Source organism: Xanthobacter autotrophicus (assembly GCF_005871085.1).
Lineage (GTDB): Bacteria > Pseudomonadota > Alphaproteobacteria > Rhizobiales > Xanthobacteraceae > Xanthobacter > Xanthobacter autotrophicus.
Map to the genome: position 1 here is coordinate 14,897 of NZ_VAUP01000035.1, position 19,393 is coordinate 34,289.

Here is a 19,393-nt window from a genome sequence, read left to right on the forward strand (position 1 = left end):
CCGATGATCGACGAAAAATTCGATGCCATCGTCGTTGGCGCCGGCATGGCCGGCAATGCGGCGGCCTACACCATGGCCAAGCGGGGCCTCAAGGTGCTCCAGCTGGAGCGCGGTGAGTATTCCGGCTCCAAGAACGTTCAGGGCGCCATTCTCTACGCCGACATGATGGAAAAGATCATTCCCGACTTCCGGGAAGACGCTCCTCTGGAGCGCCATCTCATCGAGCAGCGCTTCTGGATGATGACGGACAATTCGCACACCGGCCTCCAGTACCGGTCTGACGAATTCAATGAGGAAAGCCCGAACCGCTACACCATCATCCGGGCGCAGTTCGACAAGTGGTTCTCCAGCAAGGTGCGCGAAGCCGGCGCCCTCGTCGTGTGCGAAACCACGGTGACCGAGCTGGTTCAGGACGCCTACGGCAAGGTGATCGGCGTAAAGACCGATCGCGGCGGCGGCCAGATCCATGCGGACGTGGTGGTGTTGGCGGAAGGCGTCACCGGCCTGCTCGGCACCCGCGCTGGCCTGCGCAAGATCCCCAAGCCGACCGAAGTCGCGCTCGCCGTCAAGGAAATGCACTTCCTTCCGCAGGAAGTGATTGAGCAGCGCTTCAACCTCAAGGGCAACGAAGGCGTCGTGATCGAGGCCGCCGGCACCATCTCCAAGGGGATGACCGGCATGGGCTTCATCTACACCAACCGGGAGTGCATTTCGGTGGGCCTCGGCTGTCTGGTGTCGGACTTCCAGTCCACGGGCGTCTCGCCCTACCAGTTGCTCGAGAAGTTCAAGAGCCACCCGTCCGTCGCACCGCTGCTGGAAGGCTCCGAGGTGAAGGAATATGCCGCGCATCTCATTCCCGAGGGCGGCTACAAGGCGATCCCCCAGTTGTATGGCGACGGCTGGGTGGTGGTGGGCGACGCGGCGCAGCTCAACAACGCCATCCATCGCGAAGGCTCGAACCTCGCCATGACCTCGGGTCGCATCGCAGCCGAGGCGGTCTTCCAGGTCAAGTCCCGCAAGGACCCCATGACCGCCCAGAATTTGTCGCTCTACAAGAAGATGCTGGACGACAGCTTCATTATGAAGGATCTTAAGAAGTATAAAGATATGCCGAAGCTCCTGCATATCCAGTCGCAGAACTTCTTCCTCACCTATCCCCAGCTGGTCAACAAGGCCATGGAGAACTATCTGCGTGTCGATGGCACGCCGAAGAAGGAGAAGCAGAAGTTGACGATGAAGTCCTTCGTCTCCGCACGGTCGTGGGCGGGCCTGTTCGGCGACGCCTTCCGTCTCGCGCGCGCCTGGCGCTGACGTCCTTTTCGGTCAGCCGTCTCAAGCTCGGACTCAGATTTGCTCGAACCCAGGTGGCGGATGTCATCCGCCACCGCCAACCTTCGGGAGTTTCCCATGGCCACTACCGAAACCGCCGTTCGCGTCGAAGACAAGCTCTTCCAGAACCGCTACCTCGTGGATGCCGGCCGCGCCCATATCAAGGTGCGCCCGCACACCACCCCCTCCCCGGCCCTCAAGGCCCTGCTCACCACCTGCCCTGCCAAGTGCTACGAGATGAACGACAAGGGTCAGGTGGAAATCACCGCCGACGGCTGTGTCGAATGCGGCACCTGCCGCATCATCGGCGAGCCCTCCGGCGACATCGAGTGGAACTATCCGCGCGGTGGCTACGGCGTGCTGTTCAAGTTCGGCTGACACCCCGGGGCATCTTCCGCCCGGTCGTTTTCAAGGAAGATGCTCCCTCCATTTTTCATCGAATTTTGATCGCGCAAGCGAACAGCATTTCGTTCAAGCATGGTGAGCCGCCTCCGGAACGATCCCACGGGTCGCGCCGGAGGCGGTACTACTTTGCCAATCTAACGGCGTGCGCTCGTCGTCCGACGCCCTCTGGAACAGTTCCACCTTCCCTCCTAGATTAGGGACGGGAGGACGATCCATGTCCGCACATGTGGCCGAAGAGCCAGATACCGCTATTGAAGCCCTCGACTGGCAGGGGCGCCCATTGCGCTGCCAGGATTGTCCGCATGAGGACATCCACGCCGAAGGTCGCTGCGACCTGGGCAAGGTCTGCGTGGCCGACCGCCGGCGCAAGCGCATCGACCGGTTCTTTTCCCAGAACGCGACGCTGGCCGCCCGCTATCTGGACCACCCCTATTTCGAAGTCCGGGCGCTCGCCGCAAAGCATGCCAGCGTCTTCCTGCTGGCGCCGCTGAAGGACGATCCGGAGCCGGACGTACGCGTGGTGGCCGCTGCCCGCCTGCCAGCGGCTCGGGTGAAGGAGATGCGCTTCGACGCCGAGCCGCGAGTGCGGATCGCGGTCGCGGAACGGCTGGAAGGCAGCGACCTCGTCGCCCTGCTGGCAGATGGCGATTATCAGGTTCGCATCGCCGCGGCCCGACGCGCCCCGCCGGACGCGCTCGTCTATCTGATGCACGACCCCGAAACCGACGTGCGTCGCGTGGTGGCGCGCCGGTTGCCGCAGGCTCAGCTCACCCGCATGGCCAGCGATGAGGATCCTCTGGTCCGCGTTGTGGTTGCCGAGCATCTCGATCCGGACCGGCTCGCGCCCCTGGTGTCCGATCCCGACATGCGGGTCCGCTTTGTCGTTGCCGAGCGAATCGATCCGCGCTTCCTTCCCCAGCTCACTGAGGACAGCGTGCCACCTGTGGCCGAAATCGCACGCCAGCGCCTCGCTTCACCCTGACGCGACACGCTCCACACACGAACGAGCGCTAAGGCCGGCGGACTCATACGCCGGCCTTTTTCTTTTCTTCCTGCCCATAATGACACGCATTCGCGGCCGAATACGTCGAACCTCAGCATGTCGGCGGCAATATCCGTAATATTCCGGAATGGACAACAGGCCCAACACTGATTCTGGCATCCTAACTGCATGGCCATGGCGTTGATGAATGGCAGAGCGAGCGCCACTGCCCCGTTCGAGAAGACGCTCGAGAACCGAGGATGCCATGATCGAAGTCACAGCGAATGAAGTGAAATTCTCCGCCTACCGGGCGGATCCCGAAGGCACGCCCAAGGGCGCTGTCGTGGTCCTGCAGGACGTGTTCGGGGTGAATGCCGACATCCGGAAGATCGCGGACGACTTTGCCGCCGCCGGCTATGTCGCGGTCGCGCCATCCTTGTTCGACAAGGTGAAGTCCAATATCGAGCTCGACGCTTCGGCCGACGCCGAGGGTCGCTCGCTGACTGCCGAGTTGGGCACGGAATGGCCCATCGAGGCGATCCAGGCCACCGTGGACACGGTGAAGGGCGCCGGCAAGGTCGCCCTCGTGGGCTATTCCTGGGGCGGCTACCTCGCCTATCTCGCCGCCAACAAGGTGACGGGCCTCGCCTGCGCCATCGGCTATCACGCCGACGGGCTGCTGGAGGGCGTCATGGAAAAGCGCCGCATCCCGACCCTCATTCATTTCGCCGAGCAAGACCCGCTGGTGTCCGAGGAGGACCGGATCCAGTTCCGCGCCCGCCGTCCGGATGTGTCCGCCTTCTCCTATCCGGACGCGACCCGTGGCTTCGGCTATCCAGCCGGCCCCGCCTATCAAGCCGAAGCGGCGGAAAAGGCGCAGGAGCGCACCTTGTTCTGGATCTCTCAATACGTGGTTGGCCAAGGGCCCGTGCTCTTGAAGAATGCCGGCGCCTATGCCCAGGCCAAGACGGAAAAGAAGGGCAAGAAGAAGGCTGACGACGACATGGGCCCGCCCGTCGACTGAGCGCCTTTGACGTCAACATTATCCGCGAAAATCTGTTTTCCGGAATATAAACTCCCTTTCTGCTGGTCCACACTGACTTTGGCCGGCAGGACTCAGCTTCATCGCCCCTTGCATTCACGCATCCCGCTTCACGCGGGATGCGTGAATGCGGTCCCTTTCCAGGCCGACCCGATCGAGACCTTGTCGGGGAGGCTGGCGGGGACATGGCACCAAGCGGGCACGACCTCAGGAAACCGGCCGGCGCGCCCAAGTCTCCGGCTTCGCGAGCACGGCACATTGGTGTTTTCCGGCGATAAGGGATGGAATTATTTGCCGACTTGAGCCAAGCTTAAGGACGTTTCATCGGATACACCTACGCGGAAGCCCATCAGGGACGCCACCATGAGCGTGATCGAGCACGATTTTGGCGCTGGCAAGCGGCGCAAGGAGAAGCGCTTCCGGGATCTGCTGAGCCTCGACGCCCTGCATGAGCAAAACATCCGGGCAAATCCGCTGCCCTATCTGGAGCGCGCCAGCGAGCGCATCTTTCAGCTGGAGAAAACCCTGTTCGAGGCGGCCCTTGCAGGCCGACCGCCCAGCGAGGGGGACCCACCTGGCGCCACCGTCACCATCAGCGATGCGGAATATCAACGCCTTGTGGCGTGCCGCGCGGTCGTAGACGCCGCCTTTGCGGAAATCCAGGCGCGGACCGAGGGCGACGACACAGTCTGACCTCTCTTGAACGCGTGATGTTCTTGACGTCCGAAATACTGGGGCTCCGAAAGAACGGAGCAACGTCACTCCCGCAATTCAACAGTCGCATCGGGGTGTCAGATCAGCGCTGGCGCGCTTTGGCGCTCGTGGGAGAGAAACACCGGGCGGAGCGCCCCTTCCATGGGGAAACAACCATGGAGAGCCGAGCGATTGCAGCCGAGCGGAGGGTTCGATCCGTTCCCACCAATGGCCCACGAGTTGGCTCATGGGCCATTGGTCAAGCCCGCGCCGGAGGCTACCGCTTGGCCACGGTCAAAGGCAAAAGGCCGACGGGGTCAGTTGTGGACCGAAGCCGGCGGCGTCCACTGATAGAGGTCGCCCCAGCCACTGCCGGCCTTGAATTCGTGAGTGAAGCCGAGTTCTCCGAGGGCGACGGCAAAGCCCAGTTGCTCTCCGCTCTTCACGCTCGCGAGCAGCGGAACCTTCTTGTCCTGGAGCTCCCCGAGGAGAGCGGGCAGGACCTTGTCCTCACGCACCGCCGGCGCCACGGCGGCATAGGCCACGTGGATGGCCTCGCTGTTGCGGAAACCCCACTCGAAATCATCGCGGCGGGCAAGAAGGGCGCCGACGATGCCCTTTTCATTGTCCACCAGCACCGGCGACAGGCCGGAAGTGCAGCAGGCCACCAGCTCGGACAGAAGGCTTTCCTGCTCCAGTTCGTCCTCGACCTTGAAGGGGATGTCGGACGACACTTGGCGCAGCAGCCCCCAGATGCCCTGCACGTCGCTCAGTGACGCCATGCGTCGGGTCAATTCGGCCATAACATCTCTCCAGCGAAATCAAAAAAGAACTTGCGCATTCTAGATGATCCGTCAGAATTTTCAATATTCGTGATGACATTGGGTGCGAAAATCGGGATGTCGCGAAGCACACGCGGTTCTTTTTTATGATGTTGGATGCGCGACACTGTCGCCTCTCCGACACGGAAATCCGTGTTTCCGCGTCTGGCAAGAACCTTGCTCACCCTCAACGAGCGGGGCCTTGAAGGCGCGCTCCGCCTTATCTGCTGGAGCAAGGCATGTCAGAGAGTGAAGGGTTTTTCATCGATTGGGACGGCAACGCCCGCAGCGTCTCCGATCCCGGCGGCGGATATGTGTGCGACATCGACATGGTTGCCAAATACGTGGCGGTGAACACCAAGACCGGCGCGCTGGTGCATGAAGGCACCTATTACAAGACCATCGAAGCCATCGCGAAGGCCGGCATCAAGGCATCCTTCGTGCCGGGCTCCCACCCGTGGGGCTCGAAGAAGGACGGCTTCTGAGCAGGCGGGCGGGCACCGCGCCCGCCCCTTGCCGCCCCCCCTTGCCGCCGACCGCCGCATCAGATCTGGACGACCAAACGCAATCCACGCAGCATGCGACACGCAACAGACGCGAAAAGGAGACTCGGCGATGGTCCCGACGACGATTCTCATCGATGAGGCCCCTCGGTGCGTCGTTCGCCCGAACGACACGAAGGACCTCAACCGCTTCCTGCGCAACGCGAAATCATACCTTCTGGCGGAGCAGCCGGAGGGCAAGATCACCCACCGCAACGCATCGGAGGAGGAGTTAGCGAAGTGGCGCAGCGCCTTGGCCTTGCACCAGGCCTGGGGCGGCTCGGACGAGGAGTTCTTCGGCGTTCCGCTTTAGGTCCCTCGCGGACAAAGCGCTGGTAAAACGCCGTAGACCAATGCCGGCAAAGCCGGCACGGCGGAACTCGGCGCGGCCTGTCCGGGCCGTGACGGACCGCACCGCGAAATCAAGGCCGCGCCGCGTGACCCGCCGTATCGTGGGGATTGCCAGCCGTGTTGCGCATCCAATCGGCGAGCTTGGCCATGGCGCCGTAGACCTCATCCCGCGCCGCCGCGTCCGCCACGGTCTCCTCCAGCGCCCCACGCATGCACAGGAGCCATGCGTCCCGCTCGCTGTTGCCGATGGCAAAACCCATGTGGCGCTGGCGCAGGCGCGGATGGCCCTTCTCCACCGAATAGAGCTTGGGACCGCCGGTCCATTCGGTCAGGTAGCGCTTGAGCACGTGCTTGGTCTGAGACAGGTCGTCCGCGTGCATGTTGCGGATGCCCTCGGCCTCGGCCAGCGTATCCATGCGGCGGTAGAAAGCCTCGACCAGCCGGTCGATGACCACAGCGCCGCCCAGGCGCTCGAACATGGGTACCACCTCGACCGTGTCGGACATGGGTCAACCTCACGCAAAGGGTTGGAACAAAGACGTCGGCCGATAGGACGTAGAAACCGCCTATTCGTCCATGTTGGGCAGAAGGATCACCTCGGCCGGGGCGCCGGCGCCCTGGGCCTCGACGAAGTCAAGCGCCGAGACGAGGGAGAGCCCGCCGCCGCTTTCCATCAGCACCACAGCGTCCGGCGGAAGCTTGCCGAGCGCCTCGAGGAGTTGCGCCACCGTCATGACCGTCCCTCGTTCCTCTTGCCGGAGAGCGTCGATGCAGATCCCGCCATGGCGATGCTCAGGCGGGACCAAGCGGCGCGCCCGCCTCGTCGAAGGCGAGCACGACCGTTTCTTCGTCCATGGTCACCTCGGCCCGGCGCAGGGCGCCATTGCCGTGATACGCGTAGCGGTGCGCCAGCTCGACCTCGCCATAGACCATCTTGTCGAAGCCCGCCAACAGCCCGTCCGCATCGAAAAAGGCGCGGATGAAGGTGTTGCGATGGGTCAGCTGCGCCTCCGGAATGGCTTCCACCAGCCGGAAGGGCAGCTTCACGCCCGTATAGGTGGTGTAGAAGCGGCATTCTCCCGCTTCCACGCCCGCCGTCTCCAAATCGCCCGTCATGCCGTCTCCACCCTGGACATGTCCTGCTACTCGATGCCGCCGTCATCAGTCCGGCGAGATCATGATCTCCATGGTGTCGTCGAAATCGTCATACGGGAAGGGCCGCGGCTCCTCTTCCACCAACCGGACGCCGCACAGGCACACATCACGGCCCACCACTGCCAGGGCGATGGGCTCCAGGTGCTTGCCCTCGCAGGCGCCTTCCACACAAGCCCCGCTCTCGATGTCGAACAGCGATCCGTGGCGGCCGCAACGCAGTCGCGTGCGATCCGCATTGAAGAATTCGCCGCCGCCGATGTTCAGCCACGTCCCCTGGTGCGGGCACGCATTCACATAACCCGCGAACTCCCGGACCCCGGTACGGATCACCACGATGCGGAAGGGGCGCGCCTCGCCGTCATCCATGACACGGGAGAGGTCGAAGGCCTTGGCCGCGCCGGGGGAAATCTGTTCAATCTCGCAGATGGCATAAATATCGATCTCGTCGGCAGACATCCCCGTCCCGCTCCCGTCCTGCCAGAACCGCGCCGGCGAAAAATGCCGACCCCTGTCGCATATGAAACAGACTGTCGGGACTTCCGGCCGCTGCGGCGGCGGGAGACCGAACTGCCCCGATATTTGCATGAAGCATGCCGACTGCCGCCCTCCCCCCGGGGGCGACGCACGATGATGCGCGCGACGGATGGCACAGGATGGATGGCACACGATGGCCGCGATGAAGTTCTACATGACGCCCGGCTCCTGTTCGACAGGCATCCACATCATCCTGGAGGAGCTGGAGGAGGTCTTCGAGGCGCACATCGTGAATCTGCCGGCCGGCGACCATTTCAAGCCCGAATACGTGGCGGTGAACCCGAAGTCCACGATCCCGGCGCTGGTGCGGCCGGACGGCAGCGCGCTTACCGAGGTGGTTTCCATCGCCTATTGGCTGGCGCGCAGCCGGGGACGGGGCCGGCTGTGGCCCGCCGACGCAGATGCGGAAGCCCGAGCCCTCGAAGCCATGGTCTATGTGGTGGGCACCGTGCACGGCCAGGGCTTCGCCCGCATCTTCTCCACTCCGACCTTCGCCGCCAGTCCCGCCGACCGCCCGAAGGTGGAAACCCTAGGCCGGGACATCGTGAGCCAGGGCTTCTCCATTCTCGATACTGCGCTCGCCGGTCGCGACTATGTTGCGGGCAGCTTTTCCGCCGCCGACCCCATCCTGTTCTACGTGGAATTCTGGGCGGAAAAGACCGGCATGGATCTGCCGCCCAACCTCGCCGCCCACTACCGGCGCATGCTGGCCCGGCCGGTGGTGCAGCGCGTGCTGCGTGAGGAAGGCTACAATCTCGCCCTGCTCGGTGTGACGCAAAGCCTTCCCAACTGACACAACTTGCCACTCACAGCCCAGAAGGAGAGTGCCCATGGCTGACATGTTCGTGGTGACCGAGGAAAACCGGGATGACATGTCCCGCAAGGCGGGCATCTTTCTCTATTCGGAAACCAGGCTCTGGCTGGAGGACGCGTGCGTCCATCGGACCGATGGCCCCGCCGTCATTTCCCCCGACGGAGTGGAGCGCTGGTATGTCCGCGGAACGGAAGTGACGCGGGGGGTCAAGGCCTTGTTTTCGGAGAACAAATGGTCGCTCGCGAAAGGCCTCGACACGGACGAGAAGCGGGCCCGCTTCGCCGCGCAGTTCCTCGGCTGAGGCGCGCCGGGGTGAGGGTGTCTGGCGGAGGCTGCCAGGCGCCGAAACGGGAATGGCCGGCACAGGGCCGGCCATTCCTAAAGATCGTACACCTCAATATGATCAGATGAGGCCGAGTTCCAGCTGGACCTCGTCGCTCATGCGCGACTTGTCCCATGGCGGATCAAACACAAGCCTCATCTTCACGTCCGAAACGCCTGGAACCACGCCCACTGCTTGCTGCACCCAGCCAAGCATCTGCCCAGCGACCGGGCAACCCGGAGCGGTAAGCGTCATGTCAATCTCAACAACGCCTTCGTCCTTCACCTCGATACGATAGATCAAGCCGAGATCGTAAATATTAACGGGAATTTCAGGGTCCGTCACCGTGCGCAAGCCGGCGATGATGGCTTCCATCAAGGCCGCTTCATCTTCCGCAAACTCTTCAATGCTCCGCACCTCACCATGGAGGATCATCGTGGTCGGAGCGGCAATGCCGTGATCACTTGGCTGAGTCATTTGCCGATTGCCTCCTGCCCCCTCGTCATACAATTCCGTAGCAAGGGCGATGCCAACGGCAAGACCATGCCACTGTGCGATCAGGTCCGCCTCGGCCGGTCAATCGAGACCTTCCGCAAGAGCGGCCACCACGGGCCACCCCACAGCACCGGTGGGGTCGAGCACCTTGAGCGCATCAAGCTTTTCCGCGGCCTCGTCCGGCCGGCTCTGGCGCAGATGGATGAAAGCCAGTGCCTTCAGCGTGTAAAGGGCAAATCGCCCCGGTCCTTCGGGCAGGATGTCGTGAGGCTCCCACTTGTGCCAGTCGAGGTCCCACCCCGCCTGGCTCGCCGCCTCTTTTAGCCCGCCCTCGGCCGCCGCTTCCGCCTCGTCCAGGTTGCCCTGGTAGGTGTGGATCTTGTAGAGGCAGAAATAGACCGGCAACTCGGCCGGCGCCGTGGCGAGCGCCTGACGGAACAGTTCGTCCGCGCGCTGGCGATCCCGGCGATAGGCGATGACGCCCTGCTGGAGCAGCGCGTTCACCGCATCCGACACCTCGCCGAAATTGATGACATCCGTATTGGGCAGCAGGTCGATCATGACTTCGGCCCTTCGATGGGGCTGGCGAAAGCCTTCAGTGGGTCATTTCACCAGATAGGGATGGGACGGCGCATCGGCCGTCCGGGCATTGCGAAACGTCAGCGCGCGGCTCACCGCCTGGGCAATAACCAGGGCCCGGGCGTCGAGCCCGGTCCAGTCGGCGCCCCGGCCGCGAGGATCGATCTCCAGGAGCTTGACACCGGCCGGCACCTCGGTGCCGTCGCGAACGACGCCGCGAACGATGCCATCGAACGGCGCGCAAATGGATTCGCCGCCGAGATAGCCGATGTGGAAATCCTTGAAGGCGCGGGCGCCAATCTCGATGGCGGTGTGCCAGCGGCCCGGCACCTTCGCATGAACGAAGCGGTCGGAGGTGGCGCTTCCGAGGGGGCGGGCGATGCCGTCGGGCGCGTCGGTGGGGCCGTGCTGGATGATCTGGCCTTCCTTGCCCGGGCGCGTCTCAATGGCCAGGTCGCAATTGGTGCCGCCGCTGAAGCCCGGCCCAAGGCCAATGGTGAGCTTGGCGAGGCGCCGCAGGTCCGGGGTCACCTGATATTTGTTCATGCGGGCATCCACCAACAGGTCGATTGTGCCGAGCACGATCAGGTCCAGCAGGCCGAGACTGGTGACAAGGACCGTGTTGCGCGCAAGACCGGCGCGAATGTGGACGCCCGTGTCAGCGCGCTCCGCCTTCACTCCGTCCACACTCACGTCGTCCTCGTACAGGGCGTCGTGGAACGCCATCTTGCGGCGAATGACCGGCGGCATGGGATCGTGGGAGAGGACGATGTTGTAGCCGCCTCGATGCAGTTCGACCGCGACGGCCGAGGCAATCTCGTTGGTCCCCAGAATCGTTGCGAACGCGCGGCGCCCGCGCGTTCGGCCCTGCTGTTGCAATTCGCTCATGACCGGTCTCGTTTCCGTGGGGCGACACTTCGTAAGCAAGAGCCGGGCCGCTTGGAACATCTTCAGGCTCCAGCCTGAAATGGCACCCCGGACGCCACCGGGCAGATCCTGCACGCCATGCCTCGGCCGGTTCTGAACCAGGCCGTGTCAACCCTGTCGGCTTTGCGACAGGATGTTACCTTTGAAGGGCCGAGCGGCGGCGTGGTGGACTTGGTTTCGACCTTGCATGGCACCGCGCGAAACAAGGAGACAATCAATGGCTATGGCCGCAGAGGAAATCGAGCGCCTCGTGAAGGAGGCACTTCCCGATTCGCAGGTGGTGATCGTCGATCTTGCCGGCGACGGCGACCACTACGCCGCCCGGATCACCTCGGAAGCATTCCGGGGCAAGAGCCGGGTGCAGCAGCACCAGATGGTCTATGCCGCGCTTCAGGGCCACATGGGCGGCACGCTCCATGCCCTGAAGCTGGAAACTCTCTCCCCGAAGTAGGGCGTCCCGGTTCGGCCGCCCTGCGGCGGCCCTGTTATTTGCTTCAGTTATTCTTCAAACCGGAGTTCTTCCCATGGCCAGTTCAGCTGAACGTATTCAGGACATCATTTCTTCCGCCGACGTGGTCCTGTTCATGAAGGGCGTGCCGGCGGCGCCGCAGTGCGGCTTTTCCTCTGCCGTGGTTCAGGTGCTGGCCCAGGTGGGCGTGCCCTATCGCGCGGTCGACGTGCTGCAGGACCCCTTCGTGCGCGAGGGAATCAAGGCATTTTCCAACTGGCCGACCATTCCCCAACTCTACATCAAGGGCGAATTCGTCGGCGGCTGCGACATCGTGCGCGAAATGTTTCAGGCGGGCGAATTGACCGCCCTGCTGGCCGAGAAAGGCGTCGCCGCCCCCGTGGCCTGAACACGCTTGGCCGCGGTGCCCTCGGGCCACCCGCGTTTCATGCCGGCGGCCCGGCCTTCGCCCGGCGCCGCACAAAAATCGTTCCACGGCCCGCCCGGCAAACCTGTCGGCGGGCCGTTTTTCGATCCGGCATCCTTCGGGCTCGGCCGCAGCTAATCGAACGCTGAATTTCTCGCTCCTCCATATGAAAAAAACTCCGGCGAACCGAGGCTCACCAGAGGACAAGACACAAAACGCACAGCGACAGATCAAAACCTCATCCGCCTCGCCCGGAATAATGCGAGCGAGGCGGATGACTACGTAATCGCCCGGATTGCGCGACCCGCTACGGGCCCCTTAAATACGGATCAATTGATCAAGCAGCCTTGGTGGTGGCTTCGATCTTCAGCGCATCGACCGCGGTGCGCGTGAGGCGGAAGACGCCACGGCCGCCGGCCAGCGCTTGGTAGCTGTCCGCTGCCTGGTAGGAGAGAAAGTTGAACCAATCCTGCGGGTCGAGGCCCGTCGGACGTTCGCTGATCTCCACGATCGTGCCGTTGGGAGCGAACCGCGAGTGAATGATAACCGTTTCCGCGTCCATCGTGCTTCTCCACTTTGACCTCGCCGCGAACCGGCAGATCCCCATCCCCTCTTCGCGACGACCTTAAAAACAGAAACGCTTACCGGCGGCACGGCTAGCCGTTGCCAATCCGGCATCTCCCGATCCGTCTTGCCGTGCCAGCGGCAGGGCGGATTTTCTTTTGTCCTGCGCGCAGGACAACTGGAAAAGGGGCGCCCCGCGACCCTGCGGGGCGCCCCTTTTGTACTCAGAGGCCGGAGAACTCGCCGAGGAGTTCCACCGTCACGTTCTCGGTGCCGAGAACAGTGATGTACTTCGCGAGACGCGACTTCGAGCCCACGCCCACGATCGCGTCGAGCAGCTCGTTCTCCTCACGCGAGGTCTTCGAGAGGCCCTTGCGACCCTCTTGGACGAAGACGTGGGACGCGCTGCCGTCCTTGTCCGACGCCTGCCGCGCGGCGAGGCCCGGCTCGACGGTGATGAGCGCTTCGAGCAGGTTCGTCCCCTCCGCAACCTCAATGGTCTTTCCGGCGGGCATAACCTTCAACGTAACCGTGGACATCATAAGCTCCTGTCGTTTCAACTTTTGTGGTTGGATGCGATATTATGTGCCTTCAGTAGATGGCGGCTCCCGCCCCTACGTTGATCGAGGCATCCTTCATCGTTGCGACGATGAACTCGATTTCGTCCTCGGACAGGTGCGTGTGGAACGGCAGGGCGATTGCCCGGTCGGCCACCTTCTCGGTCACCAGGAAGTCGCCCTTGCGATACCCGAGGTCGAAGTAATGGCGCTGCAGATGCAGCGGCGCGCTGTAGGCCGCCGATTCCACCTTCTCCACCTTCAGGTCGTCGACGATGGCGTCGCGGCTCGACTTGGAGAAGCGGGTGCCCAGATGCACCACGTAGAGGAACCAGTTCACCTCTGTCACATCCGGCCCGATGAAGGGATCCTTGATCCCCTCGAAGGACTGGACATACTTTTGATAGAGATGCTCAACCGTATGCCGCTGCTCGAGAATCTCCTCGAGCCGTCCCAGTTGGGCGAGGCCAAGGGCGGCGGTCACGTCGCTCATGGCGCCCTGGTAAGGCGCGCTCATGGAGACCACCACCGAAGATCGCTCATCCAGCCGGTGGGCACGGAAGCGCCGCAACCCCACCGCCACATCGATGTCGTCGGTCACCACCATTCCACCCTCGCCGCACACCAGCGGGAAGGGCTGTGAGAAATCGAACACGGATGTGTCGCCGAACGACCCAACCAGCGCGCCCTTGTAGCGCGAGCCGATGGCCTCGGTGGAATCCTCAATGAGGGCGAGCTTATGCGTCCGCGCCAACTCCTGGAAGGCGGTCCACGGCGCCGGATGGCCGTTGGAATTGCCAGCAACGATGGCCTTGGTCTTCTCGGTGATCTTGGCCGCGGCCTTTTCCGGAACCAGCGTCCCCGCCCAATAATCGATGTCGGCGAAGACCGGCCGCGCGCCCGAGAGACTCACGGCGTGGACCGTCTCGCGGAAGGAGTGGGGCGAGCAGATCACCTCGTCCCCGGGACCGATCCCATAGGCCTTGAGGGTGTAAAGCAGGCCCAAGGTGCCGCTGGGCACGGCCACCGCATATTTGCGGCCGAGATAGCCGGCGAACGCCGCCTCGAAAGCCTCTGCGGTCGGTCCGCTGGACAGGCGCGGTGCCTGCAGCGCCTCGGCCACGGCCTGAAGCTCAATGACGGTGATATCGGGATCCGACAACAGGATCGATGCGCCCTCGCCGCCGTCGTCGGCCGACAGGTCAGCGTCGTCGAAGAGATCCATGTCGCTCATCACGCGCTCCGCCGGGCAAGGATGACACCCGTGGCGCTCGCCGGATCTAGCGTGATGTGCGCGCAGTGATCGGCGGTGTCGAGCAGGTGGATGTCGTATGTCGAATAGGTGCGGAATGGCGCTTCCGTGACATCGGAGGCGTCACATTGGGTCCAGGACAGGGCCGGAAACCGGCGGCGCAGCTCGGCAAAGACGGGCGCGGAGGCGTCCTCGGCCGTGAGGACCTGCTCAATCTCGGTGAGATCGCTGTCGCTGAGGGCCATAACTAACTCTCCCTTGCCGAAGATGAGACACGCCCGCGTCTTCTGTCGCGGGCCAAAGTCCCCCATGCAGGATCATTGCCAAATTAGATCATTGCCAAAATTTGCGTTCGCTATCGTCGTTGAGGAGATCGAGGACCTCCTTCAGCCGGTCGTGCGTGCTGTCCAGCTCCCACAGCCGCGTGCCGTGGTTCTTCCGGAAGAGCTGCCAGGCGCCCTCGTCCGCGTCGAACAGCAGGAGGGCGATGTCCACAACGCCGCCCTCCGGATCGATATTGCGCGAGCAACACGCGCTTTCGATGCGATAACCGCCCTGGGTGGCCAGCACCCGGGGCGTGACATAGCGATAGCGCTTGCGCGCCTTGATGGCACGCTCGATGCGCTTCTTGTCGAGATCGTTCGGATGAGCGGGCAGCCTCATCGTCTCGTCTCTTTCCCGGCCGAGGCCGTTGCGGCTTTGGTTCAGGATCACTCGAGCGGGGATATTTCTTCCTCGAGGCACCCCACCACCAGACGCTCCGTGAACTCGATCAAATAGATGGGCGTGTCGGTGTCAGTGTGGGTTCCCACCTGCACAATCTCGCCGGTGGTGCCAAGGCCCACCAGCAGCGCCTCTTCCGGAAAATCCGGATAGGAGCCATCATTATACAGGTCGATCAGCGTCTTGACCTTCTGGCCCCACTGGTACTTGGGGTTGCGCGGCTCGAGGATCATGCTCTGGGTGCTCCGGGCACGGGGGGCAGGGGAATGTCTTCTTCGTCGCGCGGGATCGCGCTCTCGAGTTCCTTGCGCTTCATGCCCACGCGATTACCGCTTTCGGTAAACTCGACGCCGTAGATATAGAATTGCTGCAGGAATGTGCCGATTGAAACCACATAGCCGATCTCGCCCTTCTTCGCGAGGATCTCACCGATTTCCTTACCGGCATAAGTTCCGTCATTGCGAATGACGCGCTTGGCCTTCACCTTTTCGCCGAAATTGAAGTAGGGCGGCTCTGAGACTTCGACCACATCACTGTCACGGACAATGTTGCTCATAGCGGCATCTCCCTCAAAAGCTCCCCGCCCGATTTGGCGCGGGACCGGGCGACCTCGCGCACGAAGTCGTCGTCATCGTCGATCAGCTGGGACACCTGGGTCGGCGCAATGCGGCTTGCCACCTCGTAGCGCACCCGCCAGTCCGGATCGGCGACGAGCGCGGAGAGCAGATCGGGCGCGAGACGTTGAGCCACCTCCAGGCGGACCTGCGGACTCCTGTCGTTGACCATGCACATGAGCCATTCCGCCGGCAGCCGCTGGGCGACCACGCGCCGGACCTCGGCCTCGGGGTCCTCCACCATGCGTGACAGCAAGGGCGGTGCGATGCGCCGCGCCACGACGAGGCGCACATAATAGTCCTCGTCCGCCATCATGGGCGAAAGGTCGGCGTCCTCCAGCAGCGAGACGATGCGGATGCGGACCTCCCGGTGGGGGTCCTTGCGCAAGGGGAGAATCTTGTTCTTCGGCAGGCGGCGCGCCGCGTTCCACCGCACCGTTTCTTCCGGATCGTTCAGCAGCGCCGGCAGGACGAACACGTCCGCGTGCTTGGCCGCGATGGCCCGCACCTCGAAATGCTCATGTCGCACATAGGAATTGGCGAGCGACGGGTTCCAATTGAAGAAGCGGTCGATGCGCCGGGCATAGCGATCATTCACGCAGGCCCGTCGCAGACGGCATTTTCCCTCCGCCAGGAGGTCCTGGTGGGCGCACGAGGAGCACTCGACGTCTTCCCCGAGCCAGTTCTTGGCCTCGTCGATGTCGTCTTCAGTCATCATCGTCCTGACCCGCCCTGTTCAGCACATCGAGCAAAAGCTTCGCACCGATCTTGTCGGTGGGGTCCAGCTCGAGCAACTTCATCACTGCGGCCCGCCCCTCCTCGAGATCGCCGAGGCGCATGTTGAGGTAGGCGTAGCCCTTCAGCGTAAACAGGAAGAACCGCGGCATCAGCCGGTCGTAGCGCGAGAATTCAGCATCCTGCGCACACACGTCCCGCCAGTCGGCCGGCAGATTGGTTTCCCGCTGCGCCTTGGCCAGACACACCCGGGCCACCTCCAGGCATTCCCGAAGACGGCCCTTGTAGAAATAGAAGCGGTAGAGGCCGATCAGCACCGCGGCGTGACCGGGCGCCAGCGCCTCGGCCTGTCGCAAATGGGCTTCCGCCACTTCATCCTGCTGGTAGGAGAGGCCGGCTTCCCACAGATGATACTGTGCGTCCTCCGGCAGCCCTCCCCCCATGACGGCGCTCGCAAGGAGCCCCTCGGGGGTGAGAAAATCCGGTTCGCCCGAAACCTGCGAGCCTTCCATTCCCGTCCCTCGTTTCCGGTTCCATCCGCAGCCGACCCGGACCCGAGCCGCGGCAGCTCCGGAGCGGACGCGCCGCCCCGGATGGTCACAGCTCAGTGGGCGTGCGAACTGCAGGTGGTCGCCTTGGGATCCTGGAACACCAGGCCCGTCTTGGCAGCCGTGTCGGTGAAGTCGATGGTGACGCCATCGAGCAGCAGACGGCTTTCGGCCGGCAGGAACAGCTTCAGGCCGTCCTTCTCGACCACCGCGTCGCCCGGCGCGGGCTCCGGCAGAACCGCGATCTCGGCATTGAGCCCGGAGCATCCACCGGGGGTCACATGCATCCGGAAGCCGGCGCTGGGACCGCCGTCGGCCATGATCATCATGCGGATGAAGCGCTGGGCCGAACGGGTCATCGTGAAATTCATCGCGTCTCTCCTTACGCGGTGGGCTGATAGCGCGGATACGCGTTGTCGATGACGCAGGTATCATCCACCGGGCAGACCGCAGCGCACTGGGGCACGTCGAAGTGACCAATGCACTCGGTGCACTTCTTGGGGTCGATCACGAACGTCCCGTTCTTCTCGAAGATGGCCACGTTGGGACACTCCGGTTCACAGGCCGAGCAGCTCGTGCACTGCGACGCCACGATTTTCAACGTCATGGGATGCTCCTTTGATGCCGAGCGCGCGATCTGATCGGCAGGACGGTCGTTTGCTTGAACGTGGAGGCAGATCCGCCCAGGCTGCTTCAACCTGAGCGGATCCGGCTTTGAGGGGGCGGTTCAGGCCGCGTTGGTGAGCGCGCCCTGACGGATCTCGGCGTCGCCGCGCTCCGCATGGACGATCTCGCCGGTCTTCACCTTGTTGAGGTATTCCTTGAACCAGGTGATGGCCGACTTCTCGATGAACTCGTGGGCGAAGCCGTCCACCGGCTCGATGCCGGCCTTGACGAGGTCAGCCTTCGGGCAGCCGCCGATCTTGGCCACGAAGACCGCATGGCAGTCGTTGATGGCACGGATGATGGTCTCGAGGCTGTCCTCCTCGCCGTAGCCGCCCTGGCAATACAGGTCGACGCGGCGATGGCCGACGAACTTGGCGCCGCCGGTGGAGAGTTCCCACACCTGGAACTCCTTGGCGTGGCCGAAGTGCTCGTTGATGAGGCCCGAGCCCTTGGTGGCCACGGCCACGAGCAGCTTGATGTCGCTCTGCTCGCCGGCGAGGGCTTCCATCTCTTCCTGCTTCGCGGCGACCTTCGCCACGCGCTCTTCCTCAACCAGGGCCTGGTAGGCCTTGCGGCTGTCGAGGTCGTAATTGACCTCCATGGCCATGATCTTGTCGGTGGTGAACTCGGCCGAGCGATCCTCGCCGAGGAGACCCACGGCGTCGGCGCGGCACTGGCGGCAATGCCGCATCATGTTCATCTCGCCTTCGCACGAATCCTGGAGCGCCTTCAGCTCCTGGGCCGTCGGGCCGCGCTGGCCGTTGAGGCCGAACACGGTGCCGTGCTCGGGTGCCGAGATGAGCGGCATGATGTTGTGCAGGAACGCGCCGCGGGACTTCACCGCCCGGTTCACTTCGACAAGGTGCTTGTCGTTGATGCCGGGGATCATCACCGAGTTGACCTTGCAGAGAATGCCACGCTCGGTGAGCATCTCGAGGCCCAGCATCTGCCGGTCAGTGAGGAGCTTGGCGGCCTCATAGCCGGTGTAGCGCTTGTGCTTCCAGAACACCCACGGATAGATCTTCGCGCCTACTTCCGGATCCACCATGTTGATGGTGATGGTCACGTGGTCCACGTTGAAGCCGGCGATGGTGTCCACATGGTCGGGCAGGGCCAGGCCGTTGGTGGACAGGCAGAGCTTGATGTCGGGGGCAGTCCGGTTGATCAGCTCGAAGGTCTGGAAGGTCTTCTCGGGATTGGCAAGCGGGTCGCCGGGGCCGGCGATGCCCAGCACGGTCATCTGCGGAATCGTGGAGGCGACCGCAAGCACCTTCTTCGCCGCCTGCTGGGGCGTCAGCTTCTCGGACACCACGCCAGGGCGGGATTCATTGGCGCAATCATACTTGCGATTGCAGTAGTTGCACTGAATGTTGCAGGCCGGGGCGACCGCAACGTGCATACGAGCATAGTGGTGGTGGGCTTCTTCGGAATAACAGGGATGGTTCTTCACCTTCTCCCAGATCTCGGTGGGCAGGTCACCCTGGCCGGCGGACGAACCGCAGCTGGCCTTTCCGGAACCACCGGACGTACCGCAACCCTGGTGCTCCGCCTTGGCCTGCAGGGCCTCGGCCAGCTTATCGGCCACTGCCGCTTCAGTCGTCTCGTGCTGTGTCGACGCGTGCATGAAACTGCTCCTCGCTTCCAGCAGGATCCAAAAAAATCCTTGGACAGGGATGAGCAACTGCCGTGCCAGCGGCGCTACGGATAAATACGTAATGAATTTCAAATGCTTATAAATTGGCGCCCAGCTGTCGGCTTAACAACACGCACCGCGCGGGGAACGACATGTTGGGAAAGTTACATCGTCGTACGTTCGGTTTCGTCCGCTCTGTTGATCTGGATCAATGCGCCTTCAAAGTCCCGGAAAT

General features: G+C 63.3%; 31 protein-coding genes. 11 read left to right on the forward strand and 20 right to left on the reverse strand.

From position 1 onward, the window contains the following. The first annotated feature begins 3 nt into the window (after positions 1-3). The 5 genes from FBQ73_RS16000 (at position 4) to FBQ73_RS16020 (ending at position 4,451) form a co-directional block, all read left to right on the forward strand. On the forward strand, positions 4-1,311 hold the full coding sequence (locus FBQ73_RS16000; RefSeq protein ID WP_138400504.1) for an FAD-dependent oxidoreductase: 1,308 nt from the start codon (positions 4-6) through the stop codon (positions 1,309-1,311). Positions 1,312-1,407: 96 nt separating this feature from the next. Next, a complete protein-coding gene (locus FBQ73_RS16005) occupies positions 1,408-1,707 on the forward strand; it encodes a ferredoxin family protein (protein ID WP_011995817.1) in 300 nt (99 codons plus the stop codon). A 241-nt stretch (positions 1,708-1,948) separates the two neighbouring features. Continuing rightward, on the forward strand, positions 1,949-2,716 hold the full coding sequence (locus FBQ73_RS16010) for a 4Fe4S-binding leucine-rich repeat protein (RefSeq protein WP_138400505.1): 768 nt from the start codon (positions 1,949-1,951) through the stop codon (positions 2,714-2,716). A gap of 265 nt (positions 2,717-2,981) precedes the next feature. Further along, positions 2,982-3,740 carry a dienelactone hydrolase family protein gene (locus FBQ73_RS16015; RefSeq protein ID WP_138400506.1) on the forward strand — a complete coding sequence of 253 codons (759 nt, stop codon included), beginning with the start codon at positions 2,982-2,984 and terminating at the stop codon, positions 3,738-3,740. Between the two features lie 381 nt (positions 3,741-4,121). Then, positions 4,122-4,451 carry a hypothetical protein gene (locus tag FBQ73_RS16020; protein ID WP_138400507.1) on the forward strand — a complete coding sequence of 110 codons (330 nt, stop codon included), beginning with the start codon at positions 4,122-4,124 and terminating at the stop codon, positions 4,449-4,451. A gap of 317 nt (positions 4,452-4,768) precedes the next feature. On the opposite strand, the gene FBQ73_RS16025 is transcribed toward FBQ73_RS16020, so the two are convergent. Next, positions 4,769-5,254: a hypothetical protein gene (locus FBQ73_RS16025; RefSeq protein WP_138400508.1), complete on the reverse strand. Its 486-nt coding sequence runs from the start codon at positions 5,252-5,254 to the stop codon at positions 4,769-4,771. A 257-nt stretch (positions 5,255-5,511) separates the two neighbouring features. On the opposite strand from FBQ73_RS16025, the gene FBQ73_RS16030 reads away from it, so the two are divergent. Together FBQ73_RS16030 and FBQ73_RS16035 are read left to right on the forward strand one after the other, a co-directional pair. Continuing rightward, positions 5,512-5,757 (forward strand): hypothetical protein, encoded by a 246-nt coding sequence (locus FBQ73_RS16030; RefSeq protein ID WP_138400509.1) that lies wholly within the window; start codon positions 5,512-5,514, stop codon positions 5,755-5,757. Between the two features lie 130 nt (positions 5,758-5,887). Next, on the forward strand, positions 5,888-6,127 hold the full coding sequence (locus tag FBQ73_RS16035; protein WP_138400510.1) for a hypothetical protein: 240 nt from the start codon (positions 5,888-5,890) through the stop codon (positions 6,125-6,127). A 109-nt stretch (positions 6,128-6,236) separates the two neighbouring features. On the opposite strand, the gene FBQ73_RS16040 is transcribed toward FBQ73_RS16035, so the two are convergent. The 4 genes from FBQ73_RS16040 to FBQ73_RS16050 are packed head-to-tail and all read right to left on the reverse strand — an operon-like array spanning position 6,237 to position 7,776. Continuing rightward, positions 6,237-6,671 carry a group II truncated hemoglobin gene (locus FBQ73_RS16040; RefSeq protein ID WP_138400511.1) on the reverse strand — a complete coding sequence of 145 codons (435 nt, stop codon included), beginning with the start codon at positions 6,669-6,671 and terminating at the stop codon, positions 6,237-6,239. A gap of 60 nt (positions 6,672-6,731) precedes the next feature. Next, positions 6,732-6,899, reverse strand: a complete 168-nt coding sequence (locus FBQ73_RS22830) for a hypothetical protein (protein ID WP_170218932.1) — start codon at positions 6,897-6,899, stop codon at positions 6,732-6,734. 58 nt (positions 6,900-6,957) lie between these two features. Further along, positions 6,958-7,281, reverse strand: coding sequence for a DUF6156 family protein (locus FBQ73_RS16045; RefSeq protein ID WP_138400512.1), 324 nt, complete (start codon positions 7,279-7,281; stop codon positions 6,958-6,960). 45 nt (positions 7,282-7,326) lie between these two features. After that, positions 7,327-7,776: a Rieske (2Fe-2S) protein gene (locus FBQ73_RS16050; protein WP_138400513.1), complete on the reverse strand. Its 450-nt coding sequence runs from the start codon at positions 7,774-7,776 to the stop codon at positions 7,327-7,329. Between the two features lie 220 nt (positions 7,777-7,996). Here FBQ73_RS16050 and FBQ73_RS16055 point away from each other — a divergent pair, with 220 nt between their 5' ends. Together FBQ73_RS16055 and FBQ73_RS16060 are read left to right on the forward strand one after the other, a co-directional pair. Beyond that, the gene (locus FBQ73_RS16055) at positions 7,997-8,647 is read left to right on the forward strand and encodes a glutathione S-transferase family protein (RefSeq protein ID WP_170218944.1); all 651 of its coding nucleotides are present in this window, start codon (positions 7,997-7,999) and stop codon (positions 8,645-8,647) included. Positions 8,648-8,684: 37 nt separating this feature from the next. Next, on the forward strand, positions 8,685-8,969 hold the full coding sequence (locus FBQ73_RS16060; protein ID WP_138400515.1) for an aldehyde dehydrogenase: 285 nt from the start codon (positions 8,685-8,687) through the stop codon (positions 8,967-8,969). 102 nt (positions 8,970-9,071) lie between these two features. On the opposite strand, the gene FBQ73_RS16065 is transcribed toward FBQ73_RS16060, so the two are convergent. From FBQ73_RS16065 to FBQ73_RS16075, 3 genes are all read right to left on the reverse strand, one after another. Beyond that, complete coding sequence (locus FBQ73_RS16065) at positions 9,072-9,467, reverse strand: DUF59 domain-containing protein (protein WP_138400516.1); 396 nt, start codon at positions 9,465-9,467, stop codon at positions 9,072-9,074. Between the two features lie 99 nt (positions 9,468-9,566). After that, positions 9,567-10,046 (reverse strand): hypothetical protein, encoded by a 480-nt coding sequence (locus FBQ73_RS16070; protein WP_138400517.1) that lies wholly within the window; start codon positions 10,044-10,046, stop codon positions 9,567-9,569. Positions 10,047-10,088: 42 nt separating this feature from the next. Then, positions 10,089-10,952, reverse strand: coding sequence for a xanthine dehydrogenase (locus FBQ73_RS16075; protein ID WP_170218945.1), 864 nt, complete (start codon positions 10,950-10,952; stop codon positions 10,089-10,091). 256 nt (positions 10,953-11,208) lie between these two features. Between FBQ73_RS16075 and FBQ73_RS16080 the strand changes: the two genes are divergently transcribed. Then, the gene (locus FBQ73_RS16080) at positions 11,209-11,442 is read left to right on the forward strand and encodes a BolA family protein (protein WP_138400518.1); all 234 of its coding nucleotides are present in this window, start codon (positions 11,209-11,211) and stop codon (positions 11,440-11,442) included. 73 nt (positions 11,443-11,515) lie between these two features. Next, positions 11,516-11,848, forward strand: coding sequence for a Grx4 family monothiol glutaredoxin (gene grxD / locus FBQ73_RS16085; protein WP_011995801.1), 333 nt, complete (start codon positions 11,516-11,518; stop codon positions 11,846-11,848). A gap of 355 nt (positions 11,849-12,203) precedes the next feature. On the opposite strand, the gene FBQ73_RS16090 is transcribed toward grxD, so the two are convergent. The 12 genes from FBQ73_RS16090 to nifB all read right to left on the reverse strand — a co-directional run bounded on the left by FBQ73_RS16090 (position 12,204) and on the right by nifB (position 19,149). Further along, complete coding sequence (locus FBQ73_RS16090; protein WP_138400519.1) at positions 12,204-12,428, reverse strand: hypothetical protein; 225 nt, start codon at positions 12,426-12,428, stop codon at positions 12,204-12,206. A gap of 226 nt (positions 12,429-12,654) precedes the next feature. Beyond that, positions 12,655-12,969, reverse strand: coding sequence for a ferredoxin (locus FBQ73_RS16095; RefSeq protein ID WP_138400520.1), 315 nt, complete (start codon positions 12,967-12,969; stop codon positions 12,655-12,657). Positions 12,970-13,021: 52 nt separating this feature from the next. Beyond that, complete coding sequence (locus FBQ73_RS16100; RefSeq protein ID WP_246089759.1) at positions 13,022-14,212, reverse strand: DegT/DnrJ/EryC1/StrS family aminotransferase; 1,191 nt, start codon at positions 14,210-14,212, stop codon at positions 13,022-13,024. An 8-nt stretch (positions 14,213-14,220) separates the two neighbouring features. Then, positions 14,221-14,484 carry a DUF6129 family protein gene (locus FBQ73_RS16105; RefSeq protein ID WP_138400522.1) on the reverse strand — a complete coding sequence of 88 codons (264 nt, stop codon included), beginning with the start codon at positions 14,482-14,484 and terminating at the stop codon, positions 14,221-14,223. Between the two features lie 88 nt (positions 14,485-14,572). Further along, positions 14,573-14,902: a DUF3024 domain-containing protein gene (locus FBQ73_RS16110; RefSeq protein WP_138400806.1), complete on the reverse strand. Its 330-nt coding sequence runs from the start codon at positions 14,900-14,902 to the stop codon at positions 14,573-14,575. Positions 14,903-14,949: 47 nt separating this feature from the next. Then, positions 14,950-15,192, reverse strand: a complete 243-nt coding sequence (locus tag FBQ73_RS16115) for a nitrogen fixation protein NifZ (protein WP_138400807.1) — start codon at positions 15,190-15,192, stop codon at positions 14,950-14,952. Next, entirely contained in the window at positions 15,192-15,518 is a 327-nt protein-coding gene (locus tag FBQ73_RS16120; protein WP_138400523.1) for a nitrogen fixation protein NifZ, read from the reverse strand. The genes FBQ73_RS16115 and FBQ73_RS16120 overlap by 1 nt, the downstream gene beginning before the upstream one ends. Continuing rightward, positions 15,515-16,294, reverse strand: coding sequence for a 4Fe4S-binding leucine-rich repeat protein (locus FBQ73_RS16125; RefSeq protein WP_138400524.1), 780 nt, complete (start codon positions 16,292-16,294; stop codon positions 15,515-15,517). The genes FBQ73_RS16120 and FBQ73_RS16125 overlap by 4 nt, the downstream gene beginning before the upstream one ends. Further along, positions 16,284-16,823, reverse strand: coding sequence for a tetratricopeptide repeat protein (locus FBQ73_RS16130; protein ID WP_138400525.1), 540 nt, complete (start codon positions 16,821-16,823; stop codon positions 16,284-16,286). The genes FBQ73_RS16125 and FBQ73_RS16130 overlap by 11 nt, the downstream gene beginning before the upstream one ends. 92 nt (positions 16,824-16,915) lie before the next feature. Further along, entirely contained in the window at positions 16,916-17,230 is a 315-nt protein-coding gene (locus tag FBQ73_RS16135; RefSeq protein ID WP_138400526.1) for a HesB/IscA family protein, read from the reverse strand. A gap of 11 nt (positions 17,231-17,241) precedes the next feature. Then, entirely contained in the window at positions 17,242-17,466 is a 225-nt protein-coding gene (locus FBQ73_RS16140; RefSeq protein WP_149576275.1) for a 4Fe-4S binding protein, read from the reverse strand. Between the two features lie 120 nt (positions 17,467-17,586). Further along, the gene (gene nifB, locus FBQ73_RS16145) at positions 17,587-19,149 is read right to left on the reverse strand and encodes a nitrogenase cofactor biosynthesis protein NifB (protein ID WP_138400527.1); all 1,563 of its coding nucleotides are present in this window, start codon (positions 19,147-19,149) and stop codon (positions 17,587-17,589) included. Between the last annotated feature and the right edge of the window lie 244 nt (positions 19,150-19,393).